General features: G+C 51.0%; 12 protein-coding genes. 9 read left to right on the forward strand and 3 right to left on the reverse strand.

From position 1 onward, the window contains the following. Positions 1–12 precede the first annotated feature (12 nt). From CVU71_07990 to CVU71_08000, 3 genes are all read left to right on the forward strand, one after another. Positions 13–1,365, forward strand: coding sequence for a sigma-54-dependent Fis family transcriptional regulator (locus CVU71_07990; GenBank protein PKN19437.1), 1,353 nt, complete (start codon positions 13–15; stop codon positions 1,363–1,365). 232 nt (positions 1,366–1,597) lie between these two features. Continuing rightward, positions 1,598–1,816 (forward strand): hypothetical protein, encoded by a 219-nt coding sequence (locus CVU71_07995; GenBank protein ID PKN19438.1) that lies wholly within the window; start codon positions 1,598–1,600, stop codon positions 1,814–1,816. Between the two features lie 89 nt (positions 1,817–1,905). Next, positions 1,906–3,135, forward strand: coding sequence for a hypothetical protein (locus CVU71_08000; GenBank protein ID PKN19439.1), 1,230 nt, complete (start codon positions 1,906–1,908; stop codon positions 3,133–3,135). A gap of 452 nt (positions 3,136–3,587) precedes the next feature. On the opposite strand, the gene CVU71_08005 is transcribed toward CVU71_08000, so the two are convergent. The 3 genes from CVU71_08005 to CVU71_08015 form a co-directional block, all read right to left on the reverse strand. Then, positions 3,588–4,019, reverse strand: a complete 432-nt coding sequence (locus CVU71_08005; GenBank protein ID PKN19440.1) for a hypothetical protein — start codon at positions 4,017–4,019, stop codon at positions 3,588–3,590. A 108-nt stretch (positions 4,020–4,127) separates the two neighbouring features. Next, complete coding sequence (locus CVU71_08010; GenBank protein ID PKN19441.1) at positions 4,128–5,510, reverse strand: two-component system response regulator; 1,383 nt, start codon at positions 5,508–5,510, stop codon at positions 4,128–4,130. Then, positions 5,507–7,222 carry a hypothetical protein gene (locus CVU71_08015; protein ID PKN19442.1) on the reverse strand — a complete coding sequence of 572 codons (1,716 nt, stop codon included), beginning with the start codon at positions 7,220–7,222 and terminating at the stop codon, positions 5,507–5,509. The genes CVU71_08010 and CVU71_08015 overlap by 4 nt, the downstream gene beginning before the upstream one ends. A 200-nt stretch (positions 7,223–7,422) precedes the next feature. Here CVU71_08015 and CVU71_08020 point away from each other — a divergent pair, with 200 nt between their 5' ends. The 6 genes from CVU71_08020 (at position 7,423) to CVU71_08045 (ending at position 12,443) form a co-directional block, all read left to right on the forward strand. Further along, positions 7,423–7,608 (forward strand): hypothetical protein, encoded by a 186-nt coding sequence (locus tag CVU71_08020; GenBank protein ID PKN19443.1) that lies wholly within the window; start codon positions 7,423–7,425, stop codon positions 7,606–7,608. A gap of 22 nt (positions 7,609–7,630) precedes the next feature. Beyond that, positions 7,631–8,143: a hypothetical protein gene (locus CVU71_08025; protein ID PKN19444.1), complete on the forward strand. Its 513-nt coding sequence runs from the start codon at positions 7,631–7,633 to the stop codon at positions 8,141–8,143. Positions 8,144–8,458: 315 nt separating this feature from the next. Beyond that, the gene (locus tag CVU71_08030; protein PKN19445.1) at positions 8,459–9,163 is read left to right on the forward strand and encodes an ABC transporter; all 705 of its coding nucleotides are present in this window, start codon (positions 8,459–8,461) and stop codon (positions 9,161–9,163) included. Then, positions 9,156–10,394, forward strand: a complete 1,239-nt coding sequence (locus CVU71_08035) for an ABC transporter substrate-binding protein (protein ID PKN19446.1) — start codon at positions 9,156–9,158, stop codon at positions 10,392–10,394. The genes CVU71_08030 and CVU71_08035 overlap by 8 nt, the downstream gene beginning before the upstream one ends. A gap of 16 nt (positions 10,395–10,410) precedes the next feature. Next, on the forward strand, positions 10,411–11,142 hold the full coding sequence (locus CVU71_08040; GenBank protein PKN19447.1) for an outer membrane lipoprotein-sorting protein: 732 nt from the start codon (positions 10,411–10,413) through the stop codon (positions 11,140–11,142). Beyond that, the gene (locus CVU71_08045) at positions 11,142–12,443 is read left to right on the forward strand and encodes a hypothetical protein (protein ID PKN19448.1); all 1,302 of its coding nucleotides are present in this window, start codon (positions 11,142–11,144) and stop codon (positions 12,441–12,443) included. The genes CVU71_08040 and CVU71_08045 overlap by 1 nt, the downstream gene beginning before the upstream one ends. Positions 12,444–12,564 lie beyond the last annotated feature (121 nt).

Consider the following 12,564-nt stretch of genomic DNA (forward strand, 5'->3'; position numbering starts at 1 on the left):
ACAGGGGATGATATGAACAGCGAACTGCGGATACTGGTCGTCGATGATAAAGCAAGCTTTCGGTTCCTGGTAACGGAATTTCTTGCCGACGCCGGTTACCAGTCCGCAGGCGCAGGATCAGCCGATGAGGCCCTGCAGGAATTGGCCCGCCTGCCCTATGACCTGATTATTTCCGATCTGGTCATGCCGGATGCGGACGGCATCGAGCTGTTGCGGACTGTTCATCGCCGGTGGCCGGAGCTGCCTTTCATATTGATCACCGCTCACGGCAGCGTGGAGAGCGCCGTAGCGGCCATGAAAGAAGGAGCCGACGACTATTTGCTTAAACCGCTCAATCGCGAAGAGTTGCTGGTCGTGGTCGGCCGATTGCTGGAAAATACCAGGATACGGGCCGGTCACGCGCGGATGCTCGCGGCCCAAAAGGAAAAGTTCAGCTTTCAGAACATCCGCAGCGTTTCGCCGGCAATGGGGATCGTCCTGAAGTCAGCCGAGCAGGTGGCGGCCCATCCCCGCACCACCGTTGCCATTTACGGTGAAAGCGGTGTCGGAAAAGAAGTGCTGGCCCGGGCCATTCACCTGGCTTCCGGCCAGGATCTGACCACTTTCATTCCGGTTAACTGCGCGGCTATTCCGGAAACTTTGCTGGAAAGCGAGTTGTTCGGGCATGTCAAGGGGGCCTTCACCGGCGCCGACCGGGAACGGGAAGGAAAATGCGCACGCGCCCGCACCGGCACCCTGTTTCTCGATGAGATCGGCGATATGCCCCTGGCGCTCCAGACCAAACTCTTGCGTCTGCTGGAAGAGCGGGTCTATGAAAAAGTCGGCGCCGATACGCCGCTTGCCGCTGATTTCCGCGTCATCATTGCCACCCATCGCAATCTCGAAGAGCGCTGCCGTGAAGGCGCCTTTCGCCTGGATCTCTTTCACCGCCTCAATACCTTTCCTCTGGCCCTTCCCCCCCTTCGGGAACGGCGGGAGGATATTCCCCAGCTGTCCGAGCACTTCCTCGGGATCTTCCGCAACCAGCAGGGGAAGCATCTGCCGGGACTTTCCAGCGCGGCGTTGAATGACCTCTGTGCCTACGACTGGCCCGGCAATATCCGCGAACTGCGCAATCGCCTCGAATATGCGGCCATCGTCACCAACGGCGAACTGATTCAGCCGGAACATTTGAATCTGGGGCTGGTCTCCCATGACAAAATGCCTGCCGGCGACCGCATCGTCGTCCACTTTGATTTTGCCGCCGATGAATTCTCCCTCGACGCCGTCCACGGGCGGCTGACTGCCTGGGCGATGGACCGCACCAACCAAAACAAGTCCGCTGCCGCCCGACTGCTGAAGACCACCCGCAAGATATTCTACTGACTCCCATACCCGTGATGGGTGACAGGCAATCCCAGCTTCTTCCGCATGTCCCATTTCGGACAACCTGTCCAATATCGGACACTTCCTTCCCGACATCTTTGATCATTAATTACCGTTATTACTGAAATTTTTGCTTTGGCACGTCCTATGCCCTTCTATCCGGAACAGCAGGGTTAAATCCGGCACAAATGTCCCGCTGGGGACAGGACTGTTATGATGATGAGGAAAATTCATGTCGCAAGATTCCGTCGAGAAATTACTGGGCCGCCTTATTACGGATGACCGTTTCCGGACCGAGGCTGCCGCCTCGTTGGAAAAGCTTTGCCGCCAGGAGGGTTATAACCTGACGGAGGGTGAATTGAACATGGTGGTGCGTCTCGACATGCATGCCTTTGAAAACCTCGCCGGAAAACTTGATCCCGGCCTGCGCAGGGCCGGTCGCACCTTATAAGAGGTTTCCAGCTTCAGCCGACCATGCGAAACGATGCAGAACAAAATGTCACATTTAAATAATTTTTACATAAGAAAAGGGGATACTAGATGATAAAAAAGAAAGTGATTCATAATGCGGCGGCTGCGGTTTTGGCGATGATTATGTTGGCGGGACCGTTTATGGCAACCCCCGCATTGGCTAATTCCACGACATACGGCAATAACGGCCAGGTTATCGTCGTCGATGCGGGGACCGACGCCGCCAGCCTCACCGCAGGGAGTGTTTCAATAAGCGGCGCCACTACTGCCATCACCGGCATCACCAGCATTAATGGCGGCGCTAACACCAACGCAACCAGCATCAATGCCGGCACGAGTTCAGGTGCGGTCACCATCGGCAATTCAACGATCGGCACAACCAACACCGTCACGGCCATCAGCGGCAACAGCACACTGTCCATCGCCAATACCCAGGCCAGTCTGAAGGCTGGCGCGGTTTTAGGCACCAATGGCACCACCGGCACGACGTCCGGCGCCAACTCCGGTGGAATGACGGTGTACAACACCGCACAAACCATTGGCGCTAACACAACCATCCAGACAGCCTTGTCGCCGACCGGTATTTTGAATGGAAAAACCTACCAGAACAAAGTAAATGGCAACTTGTTCGTGGACGGCAATGTCTACATTAACGGCACGTTGGACTATGTATCCAGCAACTCGGCCAATACAACCGTTGTCGGGGCGACGGGCACCAGCAACCTGAGCAGCGCGCAAGGGACCACCGCCGGCACCGCCATTGTGATGAAGGGCTCTGCCGGAACCCAGACAGTCGTCGATGCCAACGGTAAGCTGTCCAATATCGTGACGGCAGGCGCCGCCCAGTCCACCGCAGCACTGACCCTCACCAACGGCGACGGCAACACCCATGGTATCGTGGTGACGGAAACTCAAACGACCATGTCGGGCGGACGAAATTCCACCTCAATGACTCTGCACGACGACGGCGCCACATTCGCGAACAGTACGAATGGCCAGCCGGTGCGGGTGCATGGAGTTGATGACGGCACGGCCCCATATGACGCCGTCAATGTTCGCCAACTGAGCGCAGGCCTGGCCATGGTAGCCGGTTTGGCCGCACTGCCCCAGGTGGACGCAGGCAAAAAATTCGCCATCGGCATCGGCACCGGTGGTTATATGTCAACGGTTTCCCTGGCCGGCGGCTTGAGCGCCCGCATCCGGGACAACTTTCTGGTCAAAGCCGGTGCAGCCTTTGTTCCTGACTATAGCGGCAATTCACACACTGTCTGGAACGCCGGCCTCCAATATTCCTTCTAGCCCCTGATTTTTCAGCTATCAACAAAGGGCCGCTCTCCAATGGGAGCGGCCCTTTGTTATTTTTTTCAACCCGCCGGTTAATGATCTGAGAGAGACGGCAAAATCCGGTAACCGCCAAGTACCTGCCAGAAAGGCAAGCGATAAACTGCGGGATCCGGACGTCAGGGTAAATAACGATGGCTTCAGAAAATACAGACTTTGCTATTTTGCATTTCCGCCGGGCGATTGACCTGAACCCTGATTACGAAACGACCCGCAAGGCATTAAAGATGGCGCAAGGCGGAAAGCGTTAGGCCCTTTCCCTGCCGCAGCCGGCCTGCGATGGATATCTGCAAAACCGGTGTGGTGATAATCTGCCGCTGTGGATACGGTTCTTTGCAGTGAGATGATTATTCTATGATATACCGGCCTGGCTTTTGGTTTTCATGATCACAAAATATCAAGGATTAAATTTATTTAAACAATTTAAAAAAATACCCCCGGCCGCTTTTATGTTTTTTTAAAAATCTTAAAAGCTGTTCTTTTCCGTTGTCCTTAATATCGATAAATTCGACGCCCACCCGATAGATGGATTCCGGGATATCACTGGATATGTCGTACCAGCGGGCTTCTCCGGTTGCTTCAAACAGCTGTTCATGCTCGATGAGTTCCATGCTCATGTATAAACGGTTCTTCCGTGCAAAAGGGTGTCCTGCCAGCAAATTGATGCCGGCAATCTCGATAGACTTCGTCTCGAGACAGATGCCGCCTTTCGAAATATTCCGGCTTTTAACATGGAGTGGCGGCGGACCCTCCGGCGCTCCCAAAACCGGTACGATCCCAATGGCAACGTCCAGAGGGCATTCAAGGCGCTGAAATTTTCTTTTTTCCAAGCCATCGCTCATGGTCGACTCCTATAGAAAATTCAGGAAATACAACATTAAATTACTTTGTAATTGTATCCATTTACTGGCAAGTACGTAAGGATCCTTATTATTTTTGCCATTAAATTATCATTTAGTTTCATACTTTTCCAGCTTCTTGCGCAATGTTTTGCGGGTAATGCCCAGGCGTCGCGCCGCTTCGCTTTTGTTGCCGCTGCAGTCGTTAAGCGCCTCCAGGATGCTTCTTTTTTCAACCTCTTCCAGCGGCAGGTTGCCGGAAGTCCCTGCCGATCGGTCGCAGACGCCGCTTTGAACCCTGCCGTTTGGATCTCCGTCATCCGCCATCAAAAGGGTTAACTCGTCTTCGTCCAGATAGGTATTTCGCGACAGCACCACAGCCCGTTCGATGGCATTCATCAGTTCCCGGACGTTGCCCGGCCATGGATATTGCACAAGCTTTGCCAGGGCCCGCGGCGTGAAGTTTTTCACGTTTTTGGAATTCTTCTCGGCAAATACCCGCAGAAAATGCTGTGCCAGAAGCGGAATGTCTTCCTTCCGGTCCCGAAGCGACGGCACATTTAAAGCCACCACATTGAGCCGGTAGAACAAATCTTCACGAAAGCGCCCCTGCTGTATTTCTTTTTTCAGATCTTTATTGGAGGCGGCAATCACGCGGACATCGACTTTGAGCACTTCCTGCCCGCCCACGCGCGTCAGCTCCCGTTCCTGTATAACCCGCAAAAGTTTAACCTGCATCGCGGGTGACATCTCGCTTACCTCGTCCAGAAAAATGCTGCCGCCGTCGGCCTGCAGAAACTTCCCTTCCCGTTTGCGGTCCGCGCCGGTGAACGCGCCTTTTTCATGCCCGAACAATTCCGATTCCAGCAGCGTCTCGGTAAGCGCTGCGCAGTTGATCTTCACAAAAGGCTCGTTCTTGCGGTTGCTGTTGGCATGAATGGCGTTGGCGATCACTTCCTTGCCGGTCCCCGATTCCCCGGTAATTAAAACCGTCGCCTGCGTCGGGGCCACCTGTTCCACAATTTCCAAAAGTTTAATCATGGAAGGACTCCGGCCGATCATGTTTTGCCGGTCAAATTTTTCACCCAGTCTTTCCTTGAGATATTCATTTTCTTTTTTCAGCAAACTATGCTCGGTCGCCCGTTTCATCACGATTTGCAGTTCATCAAAATCCAGCGGCTTGGTCAGATAATCGTAAGCGCCTTTTTTCAGCGCGCTGACCGCAGTCTCCACGGACGCGTAAGCCGTCATGATAATTACCGGAATGGCGGGACTGATTTTTTTTATTTGATCCAGCGCCTCAATACCCGAAACTTTCATCATGCGGATATCCATCAGGATCAGATCAAAAGACCGTCTGCGGACTTCGTCAATGGCGACGGAGCCGTCATCCGCGCAGGCCACATGATAGCCCCAGCCGCCCAGCAGTTTTTTCAGCATGACGCGGTGGGCCGGATCGTCATCCACAATTAAAATTTCCAGTCCTTTTTTCATTTTTTCATCCCCTCCTTGGCCGATAAAGGAAAGCGCAGCATGACTTTTGTGCCGACTCCCGCTTTGCTCTCCATTTGAATCAGGCCGCCGTGCGCGTCCATAATTTTTTGCACAACCGCCAGCCCAAGTCCCGTGCCCGCCGGTTTGGACGTAAAATACGGATCGTAAATCCGCGGCAGGTCCTCTTCTTTGATGCCTGAACCGGTATCGGAAACCGTCACGTCCATCAAATCTTTTTGCGCCGACAGCTCCACTGATAGTCTGCCGCCTGCCGGCATGGCCGACAAGGCATTGAGAAAGATATTGAGCAGCACCTGCTTTACCCTGTCCGGATCAATATCCGCCTGCGGCAAGGTTTCGCCGGCTTTAATGTCAATCTCGACCGCATTCTTCCGGGCTTCAGTCTCAACCAGCCTGACCGTATGCCGCACGAGCTCCGCCAGGTTCGCCGGTTCTCTTTTTAAGGCGAGCGGCCGGGCAAATTCAATGAGCTGACTGATGACCCGGTTCAGTCTTTCGGTTTCGGCAATCATAATGTCCGCCGTCTCTTCGTCTTCTTTATTGCCGGAAAGCCTTTGTTTGAAATAAACCGCAAAGCCTTTGATAGAACTGAGCGGATTACGGATTTCATGCGCCACGCCCGCCGCGAGCGATCCGATGGCGTTCAAGTGCCGGCTGCGGGCGACTTCCTGCTCCAGTTGCCTGATCATTGTCACGTTGCGGGCCAGCAGGATTTTCCCCTCCTGAACATCATCGTCGGCAAAGGCCGCCGCTACAACTTCCCACATCCGGTCACCGTCTTTTTCCGATGAAAGAACGATGTCCTCTTCCATAAGGCCGGTTTGTTCATTAATTCCGCCCAGCACCCTGGAAAATGCCGCAGGCAGCAAATGCCCCGCTTCTTTTCCTAACGCGTCGGAACAGGAAACGGTGAGAAACCCGCTTGCCTGCTCATTGCAGGCAATAATTCTGCCGGTCTTGTCCACCGCCAGAAGTCCAATGGGCATGTGTTTCACCAACGCTTCTGAAAAAACGGTCATGCGTGAGAGTGAAGAACGCGCCAGACGATACGCCTGCACCAGGAAAAGCGACACAATAGCCAGCGACCCGATCAGAATTAAAATCAGCGCCCTCGTTACCGTCCGAACCGTATCTTCGCGCGATGCCTTTTCGATTTTCCCCATGTGAAAACCGACGAAAACAATCGCTGGACGGCGCTCTCCTTTTCCACCGTTTCCCTGCCCGGGGGAAAATCCCCGGTAAACCTCAAAAGTATCGGCCCCCTCGGGATTGGCCGTCTGCCGCCAGCGAATTTCCAGGTTCCCGGCGATCTTTTTCATATCCAGATCCAACCCGTAAGATCTTCCCAGCATGGAAGGATCGCTGTCGGCCAGAATCTGTCCCTTGCTGTCCGTCACAATCATATAATCAATATCCGGCTGCTGCGCGGTTTCCATGAGCAATTTCTGAAGAAAAAACATATCCTCATCCCGGTCCAAACGGTCGGTAAGCCCTGCCTCAAAGGACCGGATCAGCGTCGCGCCTTTTTCGACAAAAAGCGTTACCGCCTGATTTTTTCCCTGCTGGAACTGCATGAAAATCATCAGACTCAGAATGACGGCTAAAACAGCAATCGCGCTGATCGCCACCCAGACGGAGATGTCAAAACGGAACTTTTTCTTAGCCTTATCTGCCATGTTTTTTCGCTCCATTCATAAATTGGTTACATTCTGACCATCTGGATACATCAAATGGATATATATTATCCACGCAACGTGTGTAAAACGCAAACAATATTTCCTTTGCATGGCAACTATTATATTAATTACATATACTTACATACAATGGCACAGGCCTTGCTCAGAACCAAGGCAAAAGAGATTCAGGAAACCGCTCCACCGGGAGATTGATTATGAAAAAAATAGCCTTGATATTGTTGAGCGTCGTCGCAGGATTGCTATTGGGTCGTTACGATTCGCTTGTTCCGAAAAAGTTGCTGCTGGATTATTTACTGGCTGCATGCATGACCTTCGGATTGAGCAAATTAACAAACAATAATGTGGGTAATTTAATAACTGTACAAGAAATATTTCAATAAGACTCTGGAAAGGAGATTGATTATGAAGAAGTTAACATTAACACTAATGGCCGTTGTCGTGAGCCTGCTTTTAACGTCTCAGGTTTTCGCCTGGGGACCAGGCTTTGGTCCCGGCAGAGGGAACGGGTATTGTCGCGATGCAGGTTTCGAGAAGCTCAATTTAACTGCCGAACAGAAAGCCCGGATTGAAGCTCTGCAAGATGCCAACTACAAGGCAACAAAATCAGTACGGGAACAGATGTTTGATAAGTCCGTTCAATTACGCAGGCTCTGGCTTGCGGCCAATCCTGATAAGGAAAAGATTACTGCCACTCAGAAAGAAGTTCGAGCATTGCGTGATGACATGCAGGATAAAGCAACAGCCATGAGATTGGAAATCCGCAAGATTCTGACGCCGGAGCAGAATGAAAAATTGGCGAATTCCCGCTGGGGCAGAGGCCCCGGATTCGGCCCCCGCGGCGGCATGAGAGGCCAGGGTGAATTTGGACCCGGCCATGGACCCGGACCCGGTTTAGGAATGGGTATGTGTCAATAGCCAATGCACCATTCCTCCTTTGAAAGGGGAGCCCAAAGCTCCCCTTTTTTTAGTTAGGGGCCGTTAAGAAATAACCACCCATGCGGGTGGCAAGACTGTTACATTTCTATCCATTACGTTACGGCCCCTTATGCCGGTTATGGTATTATATGTTACAGTAATTACAAAACGACGGCTTAAACTCCAATCCCGCAAGCCAGTGCCGTCGATATTTTTTAGTAAATTTAATGGTCATGGTGGCAATTGTTTATTATTTTTTAATGAGTATTATAGGTATGCTGGAATATTATAAATTGGCACAGGGAGGAGAAGAAAATGGGTTTGATTAAAGCACGGGGCATCACCAAGGATTATCAGACGGAAGACGTGGTGGTTCACGCGCTTCAGGAGTTGGATTTTGAAATAGAACCCGCCTCGTTTGTTTCTTTTGTAGGACCTTCGGGAAGCGGCAAGACGACCATTCTCAATCTCATTGGCTGCCTGGATAAGCCAACGGCGGGAAACCTCTGTATTGCCGATACTCAGGTCGCAGGTCTTGGACGCAAAGAGAGTGCGGCTTTCCGGGGTAAGCATCTCGGTTTTATCTTTCAGGATTTTAATCTGATTCCCGTGCTGACGGTTTATGAAAATATCGAATATCCCCTGATCATGGTCCAAAACATTGCACAACAGGAGCGCAAAGAAAGAATCGCCCGCCTGCTGGCTGCTGTGGATATGACAGACCAGGCTCACAAGTATCCCCATCAGATTTCCGGCGGGCAGAAACAGCGCGTGGCTGTTGCCCGCGCACTGGTGACCAATCCCGCCCTAGTTCTTGCCGACGAACCCACGGCTAATCTGGATTCTCACACGGCCTATGCCGTCATCGGTCTGATGAAGAAAATGCGCAATGATTTTGGAACAACCTTTATCTTCTCCACCCATGACACGAAGATTGTCGGCGAGGCGGAAGTCATCTTCCGTTTGGAAGACGGGCGTCTGACCGGAAAAGAGATCAAGGGGGGACAAAGCCATGTTTAACCTTTTTAAAATCGCTGTCCGCAATCTTATCCGCTATAAAAGACGAACTTTGCTGACGGCATCGCTGATCACAATCGGCGTTGTTTTCGTCATTGTTTTTGTCTCCGTCACCGGCTCTTTCAAGGCCATGATGATCGGGCAGATCACCGATTCCATGCTTGGGCATCTCCAGATCCACAGCAAAGGATATGTTGCTTCTATTGATAATCTGCCCCTGAATATGAACATGAAACCACAAGCCTATTCAAAAGTGGCTGCAACGCTCAAGACGGAACCGGCTGTGGAGTCTTTTTCACCCCGACTTAAATTCGGCGGCATGTTCAGCAACTTTGTAGAGACGACCAACATTCGCTTGAATGGTATAAATCCCGATCAGGAATTTCGCACCGTCCCTTTACTAACATCACGCATATCGCAAGGCAAAAAAACCCTCGGCCGGGGTGAAATACTGGTTCCCATACTTCTCGCCAAAGGTTTGAAGGTCAAACTGGGCGACACCATTGTCATTATCGCGACAAACTCGGATGGTTCCGTCAATGGCAAGCAGTTTAGGGTTTCCGGCATCCTGGAGAGCGCCACCGGCCCCGGCGGACGCGATGGGTATATTCACATTGAGGATGCCGCCGAAGTCCTCCGCATGCCGGAAGCGGAGGTAAGCGAAGTGGCTGTCCGTTTGAAGAATTTCAGTCTGCTGCCTAAGACGGTTAAACACCTGGAGAATAAACTGGCCGGTGAAGTCAACAAAGAAAAGAAGCCTGCTTTTGAAGTTCATGCCTGGGAAAAGCTTTCGCCTTTCTTTCATATTGCCCGCATGATCGACGTCATGACTTTCTTTATCAAGATCATGCTCATTGCCATCGTTCTCATCAGCATCATGAATGTCATGATTATGGCCGTCTATGAGCGGATCCGGGAAATCGGCACGATCGCTGCCATCGGCACCCTGCCGGGCCGAATCCGTTCCATGTTTATCATCGAGGGCTTCTGCCTCGGTATCATCGGCGCCGTTATTGGTGACCTTCTGGGGTGCGCTATTATTTTTATCATTAATCTGCTCCACATCCGCATTGACTTTGCCCAGCAGGAAGGCCTCCTTCTGCAGCCGTACGTCCAGCCATCCGACCTGGTGGTTGTATCGATCATCGTCATCGCCGTGGCTGCGGCAGCCAGTCTGCAACCCGCCATTAAGGCATCTAAAATGGAACCGATTGAGGCCTTGCGGCACGTCTAATTCAAAGGAGAATATCATGAAAAAATTATTCTTGATTTGCCTGTTGATCGTATTGGTCGCCTGTCCCGCATTTGCCGTTGACGGCAGGAAGCTTCTGGAACAGGTGGACCGCAACCTTTCTCCTGAATCCTACGAATCCTACCGGAAACTCATCAATATCGAACCGGATGGGAGGAAAAAAGAGTTCACGCTTTTCACCGTCAAAAAAGGCGTTGATAAAATTGCCTCTTTATTTCTGGCGCCGGCCAGTGAAAAAGGCAGAAGCACGCTGCGTGTCGGCGACAACATGTGGCTCAATATCCCCAATATCGGCAAGCCGATCCGCATTACCAACCTCCAATCGGTAGTGGGAGGCGTATTCAACAACGCCGACATTCTGCAACTGGATTACGCTGCGGAATATGATGTGGAAAAGGTTGATGATACAGGCAAGGAGTATCTCCTCTATCTTAAGGCGAAGACGAAGAGTGTGGCCTACGACAGACTCAAGATCTGGGCGGATAAGGACAAAAAGCTGCCCGCAAAAATCGAATGTCTGACCGAGGCAAACATGCTGATCAAGACCCTCTATTTCAAGGATGTGAAAGATTTTGGAGGCGGTCTTGTCCGGCCGGCGGTGATCGAAACGGACAGTCCGCTCTATAAAGGCTACAAATCCGTTATGATTTTTGCCAAAGTCAAAAAGAAGAATTTCAAGGATGAAGTCTTTACCCTGACCTTTATGTCCAATCTGGAATCGTTAAGATAATGAAATGGCGATGGATTATATTCATTTTTTCCATGTTCTGGATAGCTCCCGCATTGGCAGGCGCCGAGGAAACTTATATCTTCGATCCGTCGGAAACAGAGAAGAAACCGTACCACGTCGGCGGATACCTCGAATTCAAGCCCATCCTCTTCGGGCTTGATCGGGATTCCGCCTTTTACAAACTACGTTTTTTCGACCATCCCCGGGATCAGAATCTATGGGAAGCCAACGGCAGGATTCAACTGGAAGGCAGTTATGAAAAAAGCATTTTCCGCGTCTATGCCAAAACCAATACGGAGCTGAAATCTTCCTATTCGGGTGAATCGGAAAGGTCGACGTTTTACGAACTCTATGGCTCCGTGAAGCCATTGACCAATCTGAAAATCGATGTGGGAAAAAAAACGATGAAATGGGGAAAAGGATATGCCTGGAGTCCTGTGGCTTTTGTGGACAAACCGAAAGACCCCGATGATCCTGAAACAGCGATGGAAGGTTATATCCTCGCTACGGCGGATTATATCAGAAGCTTCAATGGCCCGCTGAAAACCTTTTCTTTTACACCCGTAATCTTCCCCGTTTATGATCATGTGAACGACGATTTTGGAAACAGCAACAAGCTGAATGTTGCCGGACGGTTTTATTTTCTTTTGTATGACACGGACATTGATTTGATGTTCCTGACCGGAGGGAGCAGACCGGACCGATTCGGCGGAGATTTTTCACGCAACATCACCACCAATTTTGAAGTGCACGGTGAGTTGGCCTACTTTCGAAGTTTTCAAAAAAATGTATTGGACATTAACGGCAACCGCCATGTCGTGGAAGGCGACACCGTAAGTTATGTGATCGGCCTTCGTCACCTGACCTCATTTGATTTGACCACGATCATAGAGTATTATCATAATGGAACAGGCTTCAGCCTGAATGAGATGGAAAACTATTATCGTCTCATCAACCAAGGATACAGCATTTACCGGACAACGGGCAACACCGCCATTTTAGACAACGCCCAACAAATGGCGGAGGGAGGTTATGGCCGTTCCAATGCCATGGCCAACTATTTATATGTCCGTTTCAGCCAGAAGGAGCCCCTTGACATCCTCTATTTCACGCCGTCTCTCACCTGGATGATGAACACGGATGACCGGAGCTGGTCTTTGACACCCGAACTGCTTTATACCGGTTTTACCAATTGGGAATTCCGCATCCGCTCAGGTATTATCGTTGGTGCCGGAAATTCAGATTTCGGCGAAAAGCAAAACGATTATCGTATCGAACTGCGGGCAGGATATTACTTTTGAATCATATCTCATCAATTCAATAACTCTTTTTCTCCCTTTCTTTAGCCGGAATAAAAAATATTTTGACAACCATTAAGTTTTGCATTAATAGAACCGATAGATTTAGCAAGTATTTTTTGAG

Source organism: Deltaproteobacteria bacterium HGW-Deltaproteobacteria-6 (assembly GCA_002840435.1).
In the GTDB taxonomy this organism is placed as follows: Bacteria; Desulfobacterota; Syntrophia; order Syntrophales; family Smithellaceae; genus UBA8904.